Source organism: Streptomyces sp. NPDC019443 (genome assembly GCF_044389785.1).
Taxonomy (GTDB): Bacteria; Actinomycetota; Actinomycetes; order Streptomycetales; family Streptomycetaceae; genus Streptomyces.
The window spans coordinates 365,128-386,229 of the sequence record NZ_JBIRYJ010000001.1 but is presented as its reverse complement, the minus strand read 5'-3'; the positions used below and the strand labels follow the sequence as shown (position 1 = coordinate 386,229).

At 69.5% G+C, this 21,102-nt stretch carries 14 protein-coding genes and 1 pseudogene; 6 read left to right on the top strand and 9 right to left on the bottom strand.

The genetic code is table 11. The features are described 5' to 3' along the window. Positions 1 to 7: 7 nt before the first annotated feature. A pseudogene (locus tag ACH492_RS01725) lies at positions 8 to 745 on the top strand (MerR family transcriptional regulator); the annotation flags it as partial. Between the two features lie 64 nt (positions 746 to 809). Here ACH492_RS01725 and ACH492_RS01720 read toward each other — a convergent pair. Further along, the gene (locus tag ACH492_RS01720) at positions 810 to 5,522 is read right to left on the bottom strand and encodes an NACHT domain-containing protein (RefSeq protein WP_398981689.1); all 4,713 of its coding nucleotides are present in this window, start codon (positions 5,520 to 5,522) and stop codon (positions 810 to 812) included. A 359-nt stretch (positions 5,523 to 5,881) separates the two neighbouring features. On the opposite strand from ACH492_RS01720, the gene ACH492_RS01715 reads away from it, so the two are divergent. After that, a complete protein-coding gene (locus ACH492_RS01715) occupies positions 5,882 to 6,850 on the top strand; it encodes a hypothetical protein (RefSeq protein ID WP_398981687.1) in 969 nt (322 codons plus the stop codon). A 50-nt stretch (positions 6,851 to 6,900) separates the two neighbouring features. Here the strand turns inward: ACH492_RS01715 and ACH492_RS01710 are convergent, their stop codons facing one another. After that, positions 6,901 to 9,090: a hypothetical protein gene (locus tag ACH492_RS01710; protein ID WP_398981685.1), complete on the bottom strand. Its 2,190-nt coding sequence runs from the start codon at positions 9,088 to 9,090 to the stop codon at positions 6,901 to 6,903. Between the two features lie 127 nt (positions 9,091 to 9,217). On the opposite strand from ACH492_RS01710, the gene ACH492_RS01705 reads away from it, so the two are divergent. The 4 genes from ACH492_RS01705 (at position 9,218) to ACH492_RS01690 (ending at position 12,955) form a co-directional block, all read left to right on the top strand. Then, a complete protein-coding gene (locus tag ACH492_RS01705) occupies positions 9,218 to 9,820 on the top strand; it encodes a TIGR03086 family metal-binding protein (RefSeq protein ID WP_398981683.1) in 603 nt (200 codons plus the stop codon). A gap of 271 nt (positions 9,821 to 10,091) precedes the next feature. Further along, positions 10,092 to 10,688, top strand: coding sequence for a 3'-5' exoribonuclease domain-containing protein (locus ACH492_RS01700; RefSeq protein ID WP_398981681.1), 597 nt, complete (start codon positions 10,092 to 10,094; stop codon positions 10,686 to 10,688). Positions 10,689 to 10,852: 164 nt separating this feature from the next. After that, a complete protein-coding gene (locus ACH492_RS01695) occupies positions 10,853 to 11,953 on the top strand; it encodes a catalase family protein (RefSeq protein ID WP_398981679.1) in 1,101 nt (366 codons plus the stop codon). Between the two features lie 123 nt (positions 11,954 to 12,076). Beyond that, on the top strand, positions 12,077 to 12,955 hold the full coding sequence (locus ACH492_RS01690) for a chitosanase (protein WP_398981677.1): 879 nt from the start codon (positions 12,077 to 12,079) through the stop codon (positions 12,953 to 12,955). 140 nt (positions 12,956 to 13,095) lie between these two features. On the opposite strand, the gene ACH492_RS01685 is transcribed toward ACH492_RS01690, so the two are convergent. The 7 genes from ACH492_RS01685 to ACH492_RS01655 form a co-directional block, all read right to left on the bottom strand. Further along, entirely contained in the window at positions 13,096 to 14,499 is a 1,404-nt protein-coding gene (locus ACH492_RS01685; RefSeq protein WP_398981675.1) for a nucleobase:cation symporter-2 family protein, read from the bottom strand. A gap of 222 nt (positions 14,500 to 14,721) precedes the next feature. Then, positions 14,722 to 16,098: an 8-oxoguanine deaminase gene (locus tag ACH492_RS01680; protein ID WP_398981673.1), complete on the bottom strand. Its 1,377-nt coding sequence runs from the start codon at positions 16,096 to 16,098 to the stop codon at positions 14,722 to 14,724. 148 nt (positions 16,099 to 16,246) lie between these two features. Further along, a complete protein-coding gene (pucL, locus tag ACH492_RS01675) occupies positions 16,247 to 17,170 on the bottom strand; it encodes a factor-independent urate hydroxylase (RefSeq protein ID WP_398981671.1) in 924 nt (307 codons plus the stop codon). Between the two features lie 5 nt (positions 17,171 to 17,175). Then, positions 17,176 to 17,574, bottom strand: coding sequence for a hydroxyisourate hydrolase (uraH, locus tag ACH492_RS01670; RefSeq protein WP_398981669.1), 399 nt, complete (start codon positions 17,572 to 17,574; stop codon positions 17,176 to 17,178). 4 nt (positions 17,575 to 17,578) lie between these two features. Further along, positions 17,579 to 18,088, bottom strand: coding sequence for a 2-oxo-4-hydroxy-4-carboxy-5-ureidoimidazoline decarboxylase (uraD, locus tag ACH492_RS01665; RefSeq protein ID WP_398981667.1), 510 nt, complete (start codon positions 18,086 to 18,088; stop codon positions 17,579 to 17,581). Between the two features lie 997 nt (positions 18,089 to 19,085). Next, the gene (locus tag ACH492_RS01660) at positions 19,086 to 19,730 is read right to left on the bottom strand and encodes a dihydrofolate reductase family protein (protein WP_398981665.1); all 645 of its coding nucleotides are present in this window, start codon (positions 19,728 to 19,730) and stop codon (positions 19,086 to 19,088) included. A gap of 406 nt (positions 19,731 to 20,136) precedes the next feature. After that, positions 20,137 to 21,036, bottom strand: a complete 900-nt coding sequence (locus tag ACH492_RS01655) for an aminoglycoside phosphotransferase family protein (protein ID WP_398981663.1) — start codon at positions 21,034 to 21,036, stop codon at positions 20,137 to 20,139. Between the last annotated feature and the right edge of the window lie 66 nt (positions 21,037 to 21,102).

Below are 21,102 nucleotides of genomic sequence, written 5' to 3'. Positions count from 1 at the left end.
TGGATGCATGGACGGCGACACGCTCTATTCGATCGGCGATCTGGCCCGGCGGACCGGGCTGACGGTCAAGACCATTCGGTTCTACTCCGACTCGGGGATCGTGGCGCCGACCGGCCGCAGCCCGGCCGGCCACCGCCTGTACGACATCGACGCCGTCGCACGTCTGGACCTTGTACGGACCCTGCGCGGCCTGGGACTTGACCTCGCCACGATCCGCAAGGTCGTGGACCGGGAGCTCTCGCTTCCAAAGGTCGCCCCGACGCACGCCGAAGCACTGGATGTACAGATTCGCATCCTGCGCCTGCGGCGCGCGGTGCTGACGGCGGTGGCCGAGCGCGGGTCCACCCCTGAGGAGATGAAACTCATGCACAAACTCGCCAAGCTCTCGGAGGACGAACGCCATCGCCTGATCGGCGACTTCCTCGACACCGTCTTCGGCTGCCTGGACACCGATCCCGTGTTCGTCGGGATCATGCGCTCTATGACCCCCGAGCTGCCCGACAACCCCGAGGCGGAGCAGATCCAGGCGTGGGTGGAGCTGGCCGAACTGTCCCTGGACCCGGATTTCCGCGCCGCCGTGCGACGGATGGCCGAGGACCAGGCGGCCGAGCACGCCCAAAGTGACGCCGTGGGCCCGCGCCGCGATCTAGTCGCAACCGTCCGCGACCAGGTCGGCCCAGCCCTGACGGCGAGCATCAACCCGGCCTCGCCCCGGGCACGACCGGCCTCGGATGAGTGCGCCGCCACCGACTGCCGGCGGTGTGGCCCTCAGCCTCGCTCTGCGTAAGAGAAATCGACCCGTTCGCCGGTCACTCCGTCGGGTGTCGGTAGACCGCGATCGCCGACGCGACCGACTGGTGACAGTCCGCCGCCCCCAGCAACGCGTCAAGGCGTGGTGAGCGGCGGCCCATCGGGTCGTGGCTGCGGATGAGCTCGACCATGACCAGCCGGTTCGCCCGCACCCAGGCGGAGCAGTGCTCTGTCAGCGCGTCCAGGTCCGCCGTTCCGGACTCGATCCAGCGGCCGAACGCTTCGCGTGCGAAGGTGTGCGCGTCCTGGACACGGGACAGATCGGCACGGCACATCAGGTCCGACAGCCAGCCGAAAGCCGGCACATGGAGTGGGTGGCGCGGAAAGGAGCTCAACGTCTTGAGCAGCGCGACCTGTTGCCGCAAGGAGTCGTTTGCCACCTTTCCCTCTCCGAAGGCGTCAGTGGTGCGGTTCAGGAGTTCGGTGATCGCCGCAAGGGCGCTGGGGTCGGTGCCGCCTCCCTCCCGTACGTACGAATGCGACAGCCCCAACAGCGCTGGGACCTCCTTCGACCATTCATCCGCTGGTGACGCGTCCCGCCGGAACGCCTCGCCGAGCCACAGCCCCACCGTCGCGGCGGCCTGGGCCTGATGGTGAGAGACCAGCGGAGCCACGATGTCGAGCGCCCGGTACCGCACGGCCGGGGAAGGGTGCGTGGCGAACCGCTCGAGCAGTTCCGCGTACGCCCAGTCCTTTTGCTCCTTCGCGGCGAGCGAGAGCTGATGCATCGCCTGGCGGGCGGCGTCGCGCGCCTGCCCTTCGGCGATCTCGGCGAGTCGTTCGCGCGCGGCCGGTTCCTGGCCGGCCACGAGGCCGTAGAGCCGCGCCTCCAGGAACGGGTTGAGCGGGCGCCCCGCGGACTCACCCACCCCCAGGTCACGCAGGGTACGGACGATGTCGGTGCCCTGTCCCTCACTCGCCAGGTTGACGATCACCCGGTCCTGGTCGTTCTCCGGCAGTACGGTCAGGGTTTCCAGCGCGTTCGAGAGCAGCGCGGAGTCGTCGCGCACCAGGCGCACATATGCGTCGACCGCCTGTCTCGTCCACTGGGTGATCTGCCCCGCGAACCACTCGGCCAGTGGCACACGCAGTCGTTGCGGGGACTGCACGAAGGACAGCAGTACACCTGCCACTTGGTTGATTCCGCCGGGCCGGGTCGGCAGATCGGCAGCCATGAATGCCTGGGCCACCTGCTCGGCACCGCCGGTCTTGACGATCTCCTGGAGAGCGAGCACCAAGTTCTGCGCCTCGGCAGCGTCCAGCGACCGCAGGAAGGCGTCGCACAAACGCACCGTGAGCTCCGGACGGCCGTGGGCGGCCCGAGCGACGGTGCGCAGCCTGACCACCGAGCTCCGCTTGCTGCCCGCCTTGAGGAATGTCAGGGGGTCGTCGAAGTCCGGCTGCCCCGTACCGGTGCCGGGCCCGTTCGCCCATGGGACGACCAGCAGCGCCAGGTCTTCGGCCACCGGGCTCAGACCGCTGTGGTTGCTGCGTGACAGCACGGTCCGCAACGCGCTGCTGCGGAATCCCGCCTCAGTACCGGGAGGCAGAAAGGCGCGGGCCAGTTCGCGCACAGCCGGAAGGGGCAGCTTCGGCTCGCGCATCAGCTTCTGAGCCTCGCGCGTCGCCTCAGGCGGCAGGGGCAGCTCGCGACTCACGTACGGCGTCAGGAGGTTCTGTGCGACCTGCCCGGTTCTGGAGGCGTCCAGCTGCCCGGACTCACGTGTCACGAGTGCCGGGACCAACTGGAGCAGATCGGCCAGCCGCCTCCCGGACGTCGGCCATCCCCGCGCGGCGAGTCTGCCCGCGGTCCGGGCGATCCCGCAGACCTGGCCGTGTGGCGCGCGTACGAGCAGGGCGCCGACGACGCGCAGGGCTTCGTCGAGACCGTCGTCCGGCACCGACGGCAGTGCCGCCACGAGCTGTTCGGTGAACTCCGGATCGGTGTCCTCGGTCTGCTTCGCGAGCCGGGTCAGCAGCTGCTCGCGGTGCTTCTCCGCGGCGCCGAAGGCCACGGCTCGGAAGGCTGTGTGATCGCGCAGGTCGAGCTGGGAGAGGAGGTCGTCCAGCTCGTCGCTCTCCGCCATCGCGACGATGTGGCGTACCACCGGCCAGGCGAACCAGCGGCCGTTCGGATTGCCGCTCAGCTCCGCCAGCAGGGCGCGCCTTTCCGCAGGAGCTCGTACATGGAGGTACATCGCGATGAAGTACTCCGTCAGCGCCTGGTGCCGGAAGCCGACCTGCGAGCCGGCGAGGGTGGCGCGCTGTACCACCACCGTTTCACTCAGCAGATCGCGGAAGGCGTACGGATCGGGAGCGTTGCCGGACACAGACGTCTCCGGAGCCCACATGGAAAGGGTGTCGCGGGAGGCGTTCCACAGCAGACCGGACAGTTCGAAGGCCAGCTCCTGCTTGGCCCTGGACTCCGGCGTGGTGGGGCCGTAGCGGCGGCTGACGACGACTTTCTCGTGGTAGTAGCGCGCGTACAGCCGGGTTGCGGTCAGATCGTTGGGGATGGAGCCGGGCTTCGCGAAGAGCTCGCAGAGCATGGTGAGCAGCAGCGGCCTGACGATCAGGTCTGCCAGCATGCTCGGCTCGTCATGAGCTTTCAGGACCGCCTCGACGAAACCGTCCGACCCGTCGGCTCCCCGCACGCCGTTGTGCCGCAGATAGCCGGTCACCAACTGCTCCACCTCGTCCCGGGTGAGGCACGGCACCTCTCGCTCCGTGGCCTCCCTCGGCACATGAAGGTCGCCGTATCCGGGTTGCAGCCAGGTCTCGAAATCGTGTTGCCGGCAGGTGAACACGGTCAGCACGCTTCGCGCGCGCAGGGCGCGGAACAGGCCCAGCACGGAGGGAGCCGCTTCCGCGTTGAGCAGGTAGTCGACCGTGTCCAGGATCAGCACGACTGGGACGCCTCGCGCTCTGGCGCACTCCGCGGTGACGTCGGTCAGCCGTACGTCGGAGGCGAGGGGATCCAGTAACACTCCCAGTGCGCGGTCCAGTTCGTCCTGGGAGCGCACCGGGGAGGTGACGTGCTCGCAGTTCACGAGGAGCGGTGTCACGGTCCCCGACGCCAACAACTGGTCGTGGATCTGCGCGCTCAGCACGGATTTGCCGATACCGGCCTCACCCAGTAGGGGGACGGGGGCGGTCGAGCCGTCGTCGATGCGCGCCCGGATCCGTGGGACATGGCCCTCTGTCACCACGGACCGGGGTACGACCTCGCCGGCCACACGGCTCATGGTCGCCTTGTGCACGCGGGTGGACGACTCCAGCGCCACATCGAGACGAGCGGTGTACGAAGCGTCGGCGGCCTCAGGTAACTCCTGAGAGGTGATCACGGGCCTGTCCAGCACCGGCACTGCGGCTGAGGCGGCTGCGTTCCCCGTATCGGCCGGGCCGCCGGTGCCCGCATCCTCACCGGCCCGTGCGTCACCGGCCCGTGCGTCACCGGCCCGTGCGTCACCGACCCGTACACCGGCCCGTACGTCACCGGCCCGTACGACCGGGAACGGATCGAGCGGTACATGCTCGACGCCCCCCGTGTGCGCGAGGAACGCCGCTGCCGCGGCGGCCGACAGGCGGACGTACCACCACAGGCGTTCGCTGTCGGCCGCCTCCCAGCCGGCGAATACCAGCCCGCAGGCCATCAGGGACAGCCGCATGGATTGCCGCCACTCGTCCGCCCATCCAAGACCGTCCGCCCAGGCGGTCCCCGCCTGAAGGATCTTGTCCAGCGTGTCGTGGAGACGCGGTGGCAGGGAGCCCGTGGAGTCCTGGTCGGGATCGGCGAGGAAACGCAGCAGCTCGTCGCGGAGAGGCGGGCCCAACGCATCGAACCAGTGGCCGGCCACCGTCAGCAGGAGATTGGCCGGATCGTGCGACAGCGCGACGGGACTCGCGAAGTAGTCGAGATCCAGCAGGAGGAACGAGCCGAGGTCGGCCTCGGTGACGGTGTGTGGGTAGGCGATGTTGTCGCCGTGCAGGTCGCCGTGGGACTTACCGACGAAAACATCGAGTTCCAGATCGGCGAAGGCCTCATGGCCGCGTGCCAGAGCCAGCGGGTTGGGTACCACCGTCCCGTCCGGGAGCCGCAGCCAGGCCGAGTCGGTGCTCCACAACCCGGGAAGGGCCGTCTCCAGTGCCTTGTGCAGGCCGCTGTTGTCGACCAGCCGGGCCGCCAGCCGCGGCTCCAGCATCTCTGCGACGGACAGTGCCTCGGCGCCACAGTCAGGGTTCCACTCACGCAGCAGGGAATCGACGACGCTGCCGCAAGCAGCCGGCGCCAGTGGGTCCTTGTCCTTGATGAACGTCGTGAGCAGTTTCATCCGGCCGATACCGCCACGGGCGATGTCCATGAACATCAGATAGCCGCCGTCGGGCAACAAAATGGGATCCCACGGCTGACGGACCAGATGGCGCTCCGCCCACTCACGCGGTTCGGACTGCTCCGCCTCCCTGTGCGCACCGGGCTCCCGTCGGGCGCGACGGCCGGGCGGGCAGCGCTTGAGGATCACTTTGCGCTGGAGCCCGACTCGCTCCTTGACGGAGACGGTGGCCATCTTGGTCCGCTCGTCGTCCTTCAACACGGTGGGGGTGGTGGGCCAGCGCACAGTGCGGCCCGTCTCCAGCTGCCACCGGTGAAGGGCTTTCACGGCATGCGGACCGAAAAACGCCAGACGCTCGTCGGGCTCAGCTTCGTTCCGCAACAGCCGCCTCCTCGCTTCACCACCGCGACAAGCCTACGCGGCGACAAGGCCGGTGTAGGCAACGGCACTTGAGGTCGTGTCTGCTCGTTCCGGGCTCTGCCCATCAGGGCTTCGCGTCTGTGGCCATGACACGTAAAGTGCACAGACGGTACGCGCCGTTCGGGGGAGACACCGGCATGCATCGAGGGGGACCTTCAGTGACGCACGGTCGGGATCGATGGCCGTTGACCCCAGCCCGTATCCGCCGGGCCGGAAGACAGCCGGTACCGGTCAGTCGCCGGGTCGGCACGGGGTTGGCCGCGCTGGCCGGGTCGGGCCTGCTGAGTCTGGTCCTCTACGCGTCGAGGTGCGCGGAGCCGGTGTCCGTGATCGGTGCGGGCCTGTTGATCACCGGAGCGGTCAGCGCCGCCGGGGGTGCCCTTGGCTTCCTGTTCGGGATACCCCGGGCTATCGCTTCCCACGCCGAGGAGTCTCCTGCCTCGGCGGTTTCCCCGCGCCCCGTCTATGTGGCGAACACCAATCTCGAGCAGGTGTCCGACTGGCTGACGAAGTTGCTCATCGGCGCGGGGCTCACGCAACTGGGCAGTCTGGGCGGACAGTTCAGGCGCCTGGTCCTGGGGCTCGCTCCCACGCTCGGCGACCGGCACGACAGCGCGGTGTTCGCGGCGGCACTGGTGACGGAGTTCCTCGTCCTGAGCTTCCTCGGCGGCTGGCTCTCCACCCGGCTCCTCCTCGCATCGGCTCTCTCCGAGGCCGACCGCCGGGCCCTCGACACCTTCGTCCAGGCGGAGAACCTGTCCGGCCGCGGCGACCACGCCGAGGCCGATGACCTCCGCGCCCGAGCCATGGACGAACTCGGTCTTCCGCACATCGAGGCGGACCGCTACGACGACATGCGTCGCCGTCTGCCTCAGGGCAGCAGCCGGACGGCGCAGATGCAGGCGCTCGTCGACGCGGCCCGGGCGTCGGCCCCGGACACCGCCCTCGACCCGGCGCACGTGCGCGAGTTCTTCGAGAGCGGCGGCGAAGGGCGGCGGATCTACGCTCTCGCTCTCATGCAAGGCGATCCCGGCCTGGCGGACCTCGACATCGTCCTGGAGGCGATCGAGCGGTCCCGTTCCGCCTTCGAGCAGTATCAGGCACTGGTCCTGGCCGAACTCGTCGCCCCCGGGCTGACTGCGGCGGACCGAGACCGGCTGTGCTCCACCCTGACGAGCCAGCTGGCGTCCGGCGGCCGGCTGACCCGGTCCTCCAGCCGCCGGCACGTGGCGGAGCGCGTCCTCGGGCTGCTCCAGGACCGGTCGGACAGCGGCGGGGGAACTGCGTAAGCCCGAGGCCGAAGACCCCCGCCATCAGCGAGAACCCTGTGCATGAGGCCTCAGGGCTTCGCCTTCGCCGCCTTCGCCGCCTTCGCGGCCTTCGCCGTGCGGGACGCCAGTGCTGCCACCCGGGGGTCCGGGTGGCCGTCGCCCAGTTGCTCCAGCACCCTGACCGATGTGGGGGGATGGGCTTCCGCGAGAGCCGGGATGAGGGAGAGTGCTCCGCCCGGCCAGGTCGCAGCGGCCGCGTCGAAGGCGTCGGGGAGGGCCCAGGGTACGGCGGTCAGGTCCGGTTCTCCTTCCTCTGTCATGGCGCGCGCGTACCTACGCAGATCCTCGGTCCAGCGAGCCTCCAGTTCTTCGAGGATCAGCACCGCACGGGCGCTCGGCGGGACGCGTTCGGCGTCCGTGGGAGCGGCCTCGCCGCGGGTGTGCAGCAGGCGATGTGCGTATGCGCCGGTCACGGGGTGGGTGAGGGCGGAGCGGAGGGCCTCGGCGGGGACGGCGGCGAGGCCGAGGTACGTGAAGAGGGTCGATGTGCGGATGTCGGTGAAGTCCGTGCGCTTCGCGATGTCGAGGGCGTTCAGCAGGTCGCTCCAGGATCCGCCGCCGTGGCCGGCCGTCCACCGCGCGAGTGTGCGGGCCGCTGTCCGCGGCGGCCAGTTCTGGACGGCGGTGATGACCTCGGCGGCATCCCACGCGGCGACGGTTTCCTCGTCGGGCGCGGCGACCTGGCCCGCGGTCAGTACGTGACGCAGGACTGCGTTGCCGAGCGGGGTGAGGCCATAGGAGTCACCGGCGCGGAAGACACAGCCTGTCTCGGCCAGTTGGTCGACCACGTCCGCCAGTGCGTGAGCAGAGCCGTCGAGTTCGGCCCGTTCCTCCTCGCCCAGGCCGGGGATGCCGAGCAGGGCGGACAGCTCGTCCGGTGACGGCGTTACGTAGGCGGCGGGGGCGGCAGTGTCGGGGACCGGTACGGGCGCGTCCTCGAGCGACGGGTCGACCAGCCAGGAGCCCTGTTCGGCGGCCTTCCGTGCCACGGAGTCGGCGGTGCCGCCGCGCTCGTACAGCGAGTAGAGGAGATGCGCCGCGTCCAGGGCGTAGTCCTGGGTGTCGTCGCGGGCGTCATGGTGGGCATCGTCGCGGGCGGGCTCCTCGTCCGCGGCAGGCGCGGCGGCCGCGATGCGCTCCACGACCGCCGTCAGGATGTCCGCGCCCAGTTCGGTCAGCTCTTGCGGGGTACCCCGGGTCCAGACATCGGTGGCGGGCCCGGGGAATCCGCACCGTTCGGCGAGTTCGTGCAGGTCGTCGGAGCCTGCCGCGAGAGCCGCCGGGAGCGGGGCGCGATGCAGCAGTCCGCGGATGTCCTCCGGCGCCGGGAGGGCGAGCGGCGGTGGCAGCGGGGTGCCCGAATCGCCGTAGTAGTCGAGGTGTTCGTCGAGCAGGCGGTCAGCGAGGGCAACGTGCGGCAGCGACTCCGGCCCGGGCGCGAGGCCGGCGTACGGTCCTGCCAGTGCGTCGCTCAGGCCCGCGGCCGTCCAGCGGTCGATCAGCGCGCCCGCGATCCGCTCCAGCTCCTCCCCCAGCGCCTCGTCCGGGCGGTCGGCGTCCAGCGGCGGAGGGGGCAGGAGCGGTCCGGCCGGTGAGGGACCTTCGACGTCGTGAGCGAAGGCGGCGAGCAGTGTCTCGGTGAGCTGGACGCGGACGGCGAAGGTGCGGGCCGCGACGTCGGATCGGTGCAGTGGCGCGGGGAGGGTGGGCCGGTCGGCATGGGGTGCGCGTTCATGGGCGGCGAGCCATGCCCGTACGGCATCGGGGGCGTCGGGGTCGACACCGTCGGCGCGCAGCAGCGACGCGTACCAGCCCGGCCAGGTGAGGTTCCGGGGATCGGCGATCGCCCGCCGGAACTCCGGCATGGCGTCGTCGATCGCGGCGACCAGACGCGTGTGGCGCTTGGCGTTCAGTCTTCCCGCGGCCCGGACGCAGTCGGCGAGAGCGGTGAGTACGCCGGGCACTGCGGCGAGTTCCGTCGGGGTGGCGCTGAGCAGTGGGGGAAGGTCCTCGTGCAGTACGCGGCGCAGGAGCTGCGGGGTCGGCTCGGGCACGCCCGCCCTGCGGTCCGCGCCGCGCACGGCCAGAAGCGTCAGTACGGCGTCCGCGACGCGCACGGGCACCGGGGCCCCGCGCTCTTTTTCTGCCCAGGCGAGGAAGTCGTCAAGTCCGGTGTTCAGGTCAGTGGCACGGGTCACTCAGGGAGCGTATGGGGCTCGGGGCCGGTCGGGCGGTCCGGCCGCGTTCGGATGCCCCGATCAGGCGATCATTCCTGTGTCTGGGCGCGGAGCGATGAGTTTCGGCTGCCGGTCCGGTCCTGCGTGTATGGACTCCACTACGCAGACCTCCTCCCCCGACCTGCACCCCGCCGCCCGCGCCGTGGCGCGGCTGCTCGACGTCATCGGCGACGAACGGCTCGCGGACCCGACGCCCTGCCCGCAGTACGCCGTACGGGAGCTGCTGGGCCATCTTGTCGGGCTGTCCACCGCGTTCCGGGACGCCGCGCGGAAGGACTTCGGGCCGAGTACCAGTACCGACCCGGGGTCGGTGCTGCCGGTCCTCGACGACGACTGGCGTACTGTGCTTCCGCAGCGGCTGGACGAGCTGGCGGATGCCTGGCAGGAGCCCGGGGCGTGGGACGGCGACACCCAGGCGGGCGGCATCACCTTCCCGGCCGCGATCGCCGGACGGGTCGCCCTGAACGAACTCGTGATCCACGGCTGGGATCTGGCCCGGGCGACGGGGCAGGAGTACGCCCCTGGTGACGCGAGCCTGCGGGTGTCGTACGAACTGCTGAAGCCGGCCGGTGACGACCCGAGCCGGGACGGAATGTTCGGCCCGGTGGTGAAGGTGGCAGAGGACGCGCCGCTGATTGACCGGGTGGTGGGCTTGAGCGGGCGCCGGCCCGACTGGCAGCCGGGGGACTGAGCCCACTGAGACCGGGGACTGCCGGCAGGGGACGGATCGTTCGGCGCGGGCTGCCCGTGCGGTGACCAGCACGGTCGAGCATGTGCCCGACCGCCAGTAGGGCGGGGACCGGCCGCGGTGCTGCTGCGGACGCCCCGCCGGGCGGCCACCCATGAGGCCCCGGCCTCCGCACCTGCCACCGCCCCTGCAGCCGCCCAGCCGGACCGGGCGTGAGCGGACCGCTCATCAAAATCCGGATGTGCTGGGGCAGCGCCGATGCGATGCTCCCGGCATGGCACGTCGTGTGAAACCCAGCCTCTACATCTCCGTCGACATCGAGGCCGACGGCCCGATCCCCGGCCCGTACTCGATGATCAGCTTCGGCGCGGCGGTGGCCGGTCGCCAGGATGCGGACGGCTATGCGCCGACCGACCCCGAGGCGTACACCTTCTACCGTGAACTGCGGCCCATCAGCGAGGACTTCGTGCCGGAGGCGCTGGCCGTCAGCGGACTGGACCGGGACAGGCTGACCGATGAGGGGAGTGAACCGGCCGCCGCGATGGCGGAGTTCAGCACCTGGGTGCGCGAGGTGAGCGCGGGCGCCCAGCCGGTGATGTGCGGCTACCCGGCCTCGTACGACTGGACCTTCCTGTACTGGTATCTGATCCGGTTCACCGGGGCGAGCCCCTTCGGGCACTCCGGATGCCTGGACATGAAGACGTTGTACGCGACGAAGGCGCGGCTCCCGCTGCGCGCGGTCGCCAAGGGCACGATGCCGCGCGAGCTGCTCTCCGGGCGGCGGCACACCCACCACGCTCTGGACGACGCGATCGAGCAGGCGGAGCTGTTCAGCAACCTCATGGCGTGGGACCCCACGCCGTCGGCATAGCGGCAGCCGGAGCACCGGGCGCAGCGGCGGCTCGAAGCCGAGCGCGGTGGTAGGCATCCCACAGTGGGGACCGTCACAAGCAGTTACGTTGTGCACAACTAAATAGCGAGCTACTTTTCTCCTAGGACACAGCCACGCAGGACGCGGCAGAGGAGAACCCCGCCATGGATTTCGTCAAGTACGAGACATACACCCCCGTCGAGCGGCCCACCTACCAGCAGGAGCTGGACGAGGTCGTCCGTAATGTCGCCCGGCGCACCCGGGAGTCCGTCGAGCGGCAGGGGGTCGGGCGCTCGGTCAGGACGGCTCACGGCAAGACGTACGGACTGGTCAAGGCCTCGGTTACGGTCGGTGAGGTGCCGGAGCCCTACGACCAGGGGATCTTCGCCGGGCCCGGCACCTACGACGCGGTCGTCCGGTACTCCAACGGACTCGGCCATCTGCGGGCCGACTCGCTGCTCGGCGCGGCCTGCGGCATGGGGATCAAGATGTTCGGGGTGCCCGGGGACTCCCTGCTCGCCGACGAGGCCACCGAGACGACCTTCGACCTCAACCTGATCAACAACCGGGTCTTCTTCGCCAACACGGCCTACGACTACATGGTCATCGAGGAGCTGTTCAGCGAGCTGCCAGACGCGCTGGTGAACCCGGCGCGGCGGAAGTCCTGGATGGGTGAATTCCTCACCAGGCGGGGGACCTTGGAGACCTCGGACGAGTGGCTGTGGGACGAGCTGTTCGCGATGCTGTCCTTCACTCAGGTCCCGCGGCAGAACCTCTTCTCGTACACGTACAACAGCATGGGCGCCTTCCGGTACGGCGACCACATCGCGAAGGTGCGCACGGTGCCCACCTCCCCCGTCACGCATCTGACCGTCAACGTGCGGGCGGACGGCGAGGCGTTCCGCAACACGCTGGTGGCGGAGGCCGCCGAGCGGGACCACGTCTTCGAGCTACAGGTGCAGCTCAATGCCGATCTGGCACGGATGCCGGTGGACAACACCTCGGTGGAGTGGCCCGAGCCGCTGTCTCCGTGGGTGACGGTCGCGACGATCGCCATCCCGCGACAGGACATCGGCGGCGAGGAGAATCTGGCCGCCGCCGACGGCACGTCGATCACGCCCTGGCGCACCCGTGAGGAGCACCGGCCGATCGGCGAGATCCAGCGGGTCCGCGAGGAGGTGTACCGCCGCTCGTCCATCGAGCGGCACCGCCTCAACGGGCAGCCGCGGGTGGAGCCGGCGAGCAGCGCGGAACTCCTGGGGTAAGACGCGCGTCGCAGGAGCGGGCCCGAACTCCGGTCTGGAGAAAGGGTGTACGTCTCCCTGTGCACTCTGATAGGAAAGCTTCCTAACAGAACACCGGAACGTCGAACTCCCCCTGGAGGCCAGGTGCCCACCCCCCATGCACGCACCACACGACCGCTGAAGTTCCTTCCCCGTGTCCTGCTCGGCGTGACCCTGCTCGCGGTACCGGCCACCGCCGTCGCAGCCACATCCTCCGAGTCCACCGGCCAGGCCCCGGCCGCCGCGGCACCGGCCCCGGCACCTGCCCCCGCCGCCATCGGCCTTGACGACCCGGCGAAGAAAGAGATCGCCATGAAGCTCGTGTCCAGCGCGGAGAACTCCTCGCTGGACTGGAAGGCGCAGTACAAGTACATCGAGGACATCGGCGACGGCCGGGGCTACACCGCCGGCATCATCGGTTTCTGTTCCGGCACCGGCGACATGCTGGATCTGGTCGAGCTCTACACCAAGCGCAAGCCCGGCAACGTACTCGCCAAGTACCTGCCCGCGCTGCGAAACGTCGACGGCAGCGACTCGCACGCGGGCCTCGACCCGAACTTCACCAAGGACTGGAAGAAGGCGGCCCAGGACTCGGAGTTCAAGAAGGCGCAGAACGACGAGCGCGACCGGGTCTACTTCAACCCGGCGGTCAAGCGCGGCAAGAGCGACGGCATAGGTGTCCTCGGCCAGTTCATCTACTACGACGCCATCGTGATGCACGGCGACGGCGGCGACTCGACCAGCTTCAGCAACATCCGCAAGAAGGCCCTCGCCAAGGCCAAGACGCCGGCGCAAGGCGGCGACGAGAAGACGTATCTCAATGCCTTCCTCGACGCCCGGGTCTGGGCGATGAAGCAGGAAGAGGCGCACGAGGACACCAGCCGGGTCGACACCGCCCAACGGGTCTTCGTCAAGAAGAACAACTTCAACCTCAACACGCCGCTGGACTGGAAGGTCTACGGCGAGAGCTTCCACATCGACTGAGCAGGCCGACACAGCCCACGGCCCACGGCCCACAGCCCACGGCCCGGAGGGCCGGGTGTTCCCGCAGCCGCGGACACCCGGCCCTGAGCCGTTGTTCAGATGCTGCGCATGCCGCACGAGGCTGCGCCGATGCGCCCGGATCAGTGGACCGCGACCGTCTCCGAGCCGGTCGCGGTGACCCCAGAAGGCTCCGAACTCCCCTTCTTCCCCAGGTGGTTGAAGGCCAGGTTGAGGACGATCGCCACGATGCAGCCGGTGGAGATGCCCGAGTCGAGGACGACGAGCGCGTCCTTCGGGAAGGCGTGGTAGAACTCCGGCGCGGCGATCGGGATCAGCCCGATGCCGACGGCTGCCGCGACGATCAGCGCGTTCTCGCCCTTCTCCAGGGCGGCGGTGGCCAGCGTCTGGATGCCGCTGGCGGCGACCGAGCCGAAGAGCACGATGCCCGCGCCGCCGAGGACCGGCAGCGGTACGAGTGCGATCACCGAGGCGGCGACCGGACACAGCCCCAGCAGGATCAGGATGCCGCCGCCCGCGGCGACGACGAACCGGCTGCGCACCTTCGTCATCGCGACCAGGCCGATGTTCTGGGCGAAGGCGCTGCACATGAAGCCGTTGAAGAGCGGGCTGATCGCGCTGCCGAGGGTGTCGGCGCGCAGTCCGCCCTCGATGATCCGCCGGTCCGCGGGCCGGTCGACGATCCTGCCCAGCGCGAGCATGTCGGCGGTGGACTCGGTCATGCAGACCAGCATCACGATGCACATCGAGACGATCGCGGCGATCTCGAACTGCGGGGCGCCGAAGTGGAAAGGCATCGGGAAGCCGACCACGTCGGCGTTCTTCATGGCGTCGAAGCTGGTCATCCCCATCGGGACGGCGATGACGGTGCCGACGACGAGACCGAGAAGGATCGCGATCTGCTGGAGGAACCCGCGCAGCAGTTTTCGCAGGGCGAGCACGATCACAAGGGTGAGGGCCGCCATGCCGATGTTCTTCATCGAACCGTAGTCGGCGGCGGCGGAGTTGCCGCCCTGCGACCAGTTGAAGGCGACCGGCAGCAGCGAGAGGCCGATCAGCGTGATGACGGTGCCGGTGACGACGGGCGGGAAGAAGCGGACGAGTTTCGAGAAGTACGGCGTGAGGACGAAGCCCAGCACGCTGGCGACGATGATCGCGCCGAAGATGACGGTGATGCCGTCGGCTCCGCGGTCCTTGCCGATCGCGATCATCGGGGTCACACCCGCGAAGGAGACTCCGTTGACGAACGGGAGGCGGGCGCCGACCTTCCAGAAGCCGAGGGTCTGCAGCAGGGTGGCTATGCCGGCCGTGAAGAGGCTCGCCCCCATCAGGAAGGCGGTCTCCTTGGCGCTCAGGCCCACAGCGGGACCCACGATCATGGGCGGGGCCACCACGCCCGCGTACATCGCGGCCACATGCTGAAGACCGCTGGTGAACATCTTGACGGGCGGAAGCGTCTCGTCGACCGGGTGCTTCCGGTCGGGTGCGGCGCCTGCATCGTTGTGAAACCTGGGCTGTGCGGCCACTGCGGTTCCTCCGGTCGGTTACACGTCGGCGGTGACGCGGGAGTCAGGGAGGTGGTGCGAACGCGAAGTGTGCAGGCCTTCTGGGGTGGTGAAGACACGACCGTCCCGGGGAGTGCGCACCGATTTGCGGTGCGCACCCCGCCGGGCACGGCTGCCATGGACCCCGCTCGGGTCCACGGCCGCCGGTCGAGGGCCGTCCCCCTCGACCGGACTTCCTTCGGGTCAGGCCTGCGCGGCGATGCGCGCGAGGCGCTGTGCCTCGTCCCGCGCGGAGCGGGCGATGGCGTCCTCGTCCACCGTGGTGAGGTGGCCCGCCTCGACGACGGTCCTGCCGTTGACGAGGGAGAGCGTGACGGGGGCGGCCGCGCCGAAGACGAGCGCGATCACCGGGTCGGCGATGGAGGAGTGGGCGAGCGTGTCCATCTTCCAGAGCACGAGGTCGGCGAGCTTGCCGGCCTCGATGGAGCCGATCTGGTCGGCGCGGCCGAGGACTTGGGCGCCGCCGTACGTACCGAGGCGCAGAGCCTGGCGAGCATTGAGCGCCGCCTCGCGGTGCGCCCCGAGCCGGTTGATGAGGAGCGCGTTGCGCAGCTCGGTGTGCAGCTCGCCCGACTCGTTGGAGGCGGTGCCATCGACGCCGAGGCCGACCGGGACGCCCGCCTTCAGCATGTCGGGGACCCGGGCGATGCCGGCGGCGAGGCGGGCGTTGGACGACGGGCAGTGCGCGACGCCCGTGCCCGTACGGGCGAAGGCGGCGATGTCCGAGTCGTTCATGTGGACGCAGTGGGCCATCCACACGTCCTGGCCGAGCCAGCCGGTCGACTCGAAGTAGTCGGTCGGGCCCATCCCGAAGAGCTCCTTGCAGAACTCCTCCTCCTCAACGGTCTCCGAGCCGTGGGTGTGCAGCCGGACGCCCCTGCGACGGGCCAGCTCGGCGCCCTTGCGCAGCAGTTCGGTGGAGACGGAGAAGGGCGAGCAGGGCGCGACGGCGATCTGGGTCATCGCGTCGAAGGAGGCGTCGTGGTACTTGTCGATGGTCGCCTCGGTGGCGGCCAGCGCGCCTTCGAGGGACTCGACGGCGAAGTCCGGCGGCAGGCCGCCGTCCGACTTGCCGCGGTCCATGGAGCCGCGGGCGAGGGTGAAGCGGACCCCCATCTCGCTCGCCGCGCCGATGATCGCGCCGGACAGGTCGCCGGAGCCCTGCGGGTAGACGTAGTGGTGGTCCATCGCGGTGGTGACACCGCCGCGGGCCATCATCGCGAGGGAGCCCCGTGCCGCGGCACGCGCCATCGGCTCGTCGATGCGCGCCCACGTCGGGTAGAGCGCGACCAGCCAGTTGAAGAGGTTGTGGTCGGTGGCCAGACCCCGGGTGATCCACTGGTAGAAGTGGTGGTGGGTGTTGACCAGGCCGGGGGTGGCGAGATGGCCGGTTGCGTCGATGCGGCGGACCACGTTCTCCAGGCCGACGGGGGCCTTGCCCGCTCCGACCGACTCGATCCGGTTGTCCGCGACGACGATGTGGCCGGTGGCGTACTCGGTGTCGTTCGCGTCCACGGTCGCGATGGAACAGTTCTCGATGACGATGCGCGAAGCCGCCATGGCGGGTCCTCGTTCTTCCCATTGGTGGAACGGACCCGGGGGTCGAGCGGGGTGACGACCGGGTCCGCGATGCTCTTGTTGCGCAGATGCCCCCGCTCTCCCCCTGGGACCTGACGCCGGCGCGCACGTCGGGAGTACGGCAGAACTGCTAGATGTTGGTCATGTCGACCGGGATCTGCGGCTCGACGCCGTCCCGCAGGACGGTGGCCTCGATCAGGCCGTAAGGGCGGTCGGCCGCGAAGTAAACCTCGTTGTCGTTCTTGAGCCCGAACGGCTCGAGGTCGACCAGGAAGTGGTGCTTGTTCGGCAGCGAGAAGCGGATCTCGTCGATCTCGCTGCGGCTGTTGATGATGCGCGAACCCATTTGGTACAGGGTCTGCTGGAGCGAGAGGGAGTACGTCTCGGCGAAGGCCTGGAGCATGTGCTTCTTGGCCTGCTCGTAGGACTTCTCCCAGTTCGGCATCCGCTCCTCGTCGGACGACCAGCTGTAGCGCCACTTGGCGGACACCTCGGTCGCGAGGATGCGGTCGTACGCCTCCTGGAGCGTCGTGTACTTGTCCTTGACGTAGCCCCAGAACTCGGAGTTCGTCGAGTTCATCACGGTCAGGTCCTTGAGACCGGAGATGACCTGCCACTTCTCACCGTCGAAGGTGATCTGGGTGACGCGGGTCTCCTGGCCCTTGCGGACGAAGGAGTGCTTGACCTCGTCGGCTCCGATGAACTTGGAGTTGTTGTCCGAGGTCTCGATGCGCTCCCAGGCGTACTCCTCGATGCGGATGCGCGCCTGGTGGATCGGCTCCTGGCTGATCACGAAGTGACGGGCCAGGTGGATGCCGAACTGCTCGGCGGACTCGATGCCGTACTCCTTGGCGAACGCGTACACCGTGTTCTTGGTGGTGTCGGTAGGCAGGACGTTGGCGTTGGAGCCGGAGTAGTGGACATCGTCCATGTCGCCGGAGAGGGCGACCGAGACGTTCAAGTCCTTGATGTGGTGGGTGTCGCCGTCCCGCGTGATCTTGACGACGCGGTTCTCTGCTTTGCCGTACTGGTTCTGGCCGAGAATCGTGGGCATGTCTGCTAGCTCCCTCGGTAAACGGAGTAGCCGAACGGGTTGAGCAGCAGCGGTACGTGATAGTGCTCGCCCGGCCTGACGGCGAAAGTGATCGCCACCTCCGGGAAGAACGCACCGCTGTCCCTTACGCGGGGGGCGTCCTGCTGCGCCTCGGCTTGCTTGGTGGGGTGGTTGGCGAAGTACGCCTCGGTCTCGAAGTCGAGACGTACGTGTGTCGTTGTCTCCGGCAGCGCCGGCAGGTCCTTGCAGCGCCCGTCCGCGTCGGTCTTCGATCCGCCGAGCGCCACCCACTCCGCGTCGAGGCCGCTGCGGGCCGCGAGGGAGATGGCGACGCCCTCGGCGGGGCGTCCGACGCTGGTGTCCAGGATGTGCGTGGACACCGATGCGGTGGTCTCGGTGCTCAAGACGTCACTCTCCTTCTGCTACGACGCGGGTCAGCCGGATGCGGTTGATCTTGCCCAGCTCGGTGCGGACGATTTCCCGCTCCTGCTCGGGCGAGTTACCTATCCGCTCGCGGACCGCGTCACGCATCTGCTCACCGGTGCGGCCGGTGGCGCAGATAAGAAAGACATGTCCGAACCTCTCCTGGTAGGCGAGGTTCAGTTCGAGCATTTCGGCCTTGAGCTCCTCGGCGGCCCCGGCCATCCCGCTCTGTTCGCGGGACGAGGTGGGGTCCCCGGGCTTCGGCCGGCCGATCGGCGGGTGCCCCGCCATCGCCTCGGCCAGGTCCTCGGCGCTCAGCTCGGCCATGGCGGCGTCGCTTGCGTCGAAGAGGGCCTCCACGGTGGCGTACGGGCGCTGGGCGAGCAGCTTGCTCCCCCACGCCGAACTGGCGCACACCTCGTGCAGGGCGGCCAGGGCCGCGCTGTCCTGTGAGGTGTTGAACCGGGCGAGACCCGGCGGCGGACTCGAAGTCACGGGAGCCTCCGTGGCTGTTCTTCGCTGTGCATGGAAGGGCTGCGGACAGCTAACGCCCTCGGGCAACACAACGTCAACACTTTGTTGAAAACTCGGCAACGCGGAAGCCGCCGTCCGGACATCCGAAGGCGGCTCTCGACTGCGGGCCCTCAGCCGTTCTTCGCGGCGTTTTGCCTGTTCAGGCAGTTTGAGCCCTACCCGCTCCGCTTGGCCCATACCGTCCACAAGGTGCGGGAAACGTCCAGGTCAGCGGCTCGTGGCCCGCGGTCCCACGTCCCACGCCGGGACCAAGCGGGCCGACGAGGTCACCGAGCTGATCCCGCCCGACGCGTGGGTGCGCCTGTCGGCGGGGGAAGGGTCCAAAGGGCACCGCTGGTACTCCTGGGCGATCGTCGAGATCCTGCCCCAGCCCGACGGCCCCGACCTCGGGTCCGGCCACCACACCCTGCTCGTGCGCCACAACGACACCACCGGCGAGCTGGTCTGGTACGGGTGCTGGACCCCACGCCCGGTCCCCGTGCGCGACCTCGTGCACGTCGCCGGCCGCCGGTGGACCGTCGAGGAGAACTTCCAGGCCGCCAAGGGCCACGCCGGGCTGGACGAGCACCAGGTCCGCCGCTGGAACTCCTGGCACCGGTGGACAACCATGGCCATGCTCGCCCACGCCTTCCTCACCGTCCTGGCCACCGTGATGAACGCCGCCGGGTCCACCACCGACGAGGCCGGGCTCATCGCGGTCACGCTGGCCGAAGCACGCCGCCTGTTCACCACGCTCCTGGCCCGCACCACCGCGACCACCGAACAGATCCTCGCCTGGTCCCGCTGGCGACGACGACCGAGCCCGCACCGCCCACTACCGCAGACGCGAAACCGCAGACCACAGCCCCCGTCTACGGCTGTGGTACTAGGGCGACGGGGCCTGCCAGACCATTGCGTGACGGCGCCGACCTGGCGGATTCACCGCCGACGACACAGACCCACCTGGCGCGGGGCGGCTTCAGTCGTCGCGCCCGGCACCGCGATCGGGTGCGCTCATGTCCCCCGTCCGGGGCGTGCCATCGGCGAGCCCGTAGCGCAGGTACACGGTGCCCTTCGGACCGGCTACGGGCGGTTCGAGGAGTGTGACGTTCGTGGGCACCGCGCCACCGTCGAACACCTTCTTCCCGATGCCGAGCACGATCGGGTGCACCCAGAGGTCGAGACGGTCGAAGAGCTTCTCGCGCAGAAGGGTCTGCACCAGGTTCAGGCTCCCGACGACCTTCACGTGCTCATGCCGGTCACGGATCTCGCGCACCGCGCCGGCCAGATCCGGGCCGAGCTGCGTGGACCCGGCCCACGAGAGGTCGGGCCTGCCGCGGGAGGCCACGTACTTCGGGACGCTGTTGAAGAGCGTGGCGATCTCGTTGTCCTCGCCGCCCTCCTGGTACGGCCAGTAGGCGGCAAAGATGTCATACGTCCGCCGACCGAGCAGGAGGGCGTCCGTGCCCTCGTACGCGGCACCGACCTGCGCCCCGGCGACCTCGTCCAGCAGGGGCGCCTGCCAGCCGCCGAACGGGAACCCCACCGGGTCCTCGTCGGGGCCGCCGGGCGCCTGCCCGACGAGGTCGAGGGTTGCGAACAGCTCGATGTGGATGAGGCCCATGCCTTACTCCCGATGAGTTGTTTGTCCCGGTCGGGAGGTAGACCTGTGGGCGCCGGCAGACTCATCGCTGCACGGGTACCCAGCTTCGTACTCGTCGACCGCCTCGCCCGGAGCATCGGTCACCACCCCGTCCCGCGGTCAGCGTCCTTGCGACGCCCGGCAGCAGGCTCGGCAGGTATGCCGTGCGCCTTGATCCAGGCCCGCACGTCCGATTCCTCGAACAGCACATGCCGACCGATCTTGAAGCGCGCAAAACGGTGCCCTGCTTACGCCACCAGGCCGGACGCCGCACCGGCACCCCCCGCTCACGACAGATCACAGGCCGCGTCCAAACTGGGTGGCTGCCCTGCGTCCAGCGTCACCGCAGGTCACCGGCGCGATCTACGGCTGGGGGTACTAGGAGGCCTCACCCCTCTCCCAGCACCGCCCGGATCACGTGCCGGGCGTTGTGCGCCATCGCCGGGTTCGTCCTCCGGTAGTACGGCAGCGCGATCAGCGCCTGCGAGAGCGTTCGCCCTCGGCCGCGGTTCCAGGTCGCGTCGTCCACGCCGAGCGCCTCGCGGAAAACCTCCCTCGCATCGGCCGGCAGCAGATTCCACGCCGGGAACAGATCGCAGGCCGGATCGCCCACCCCCGTGCACCCGAAGTCGATCACCGAGGTCAGCCTGCCACCGTCCACCAGCAGATTGCCCGGCATCAGATCGGCGTGCAGCCACACCGGCGGTCCGTCCCAGCCCGGGGCCTGCAGCGCGTCCTTCCATACGGCAGCCGCGGCATCGCAGTCGACGCTCTCCTGCGGGATCCCGCGCAGTTCTTCGATCGCCGCCCGGGTCGACGCGTCCTGCGAGGCGACCGGCCCGCCGCGGTAGGCCACCGGTGCCCCCGGCAGGGTGATGCTCCGCATCGCCGCCACGAACTCGGCCAGATCCTTGGCCAGCAACACGGGCTCGCTCAGCGCCCCCGCCTCGGGGTTCTCCCCCGCCAGCCACCGGTACACCGACCACGGCCACGGATACCCCTCGTCGGGCTCCCCGGCCCCGAGCGACTCGGGGATGGCCGTGGGCAGCCGGGCCGCGAGGCGGGGCAGCCACTCCTGCTCCATCGATACGTCCTTGGCTCCGCCCTTCACCAGCGGCAGCCGTACGACCATGCCGTCGCCCAGCCGGTACATGGCGTTGACCGTGCCGCCGGACGGAAACCGCTCCACCGCCAGCCCCGCCCACTGCGGGAACTGCCCGGCGATCAGCCGCCGTACGAGGTCGTCGTCGATGGGGTACAGGCCGGGATGCATCTGCCCTGTGCTCATAGGGCGCCATCCGATCGCCGGACGCCGACGGGCGCAAACGCTTTTCCGGCTGGTACTGCAGCCCGC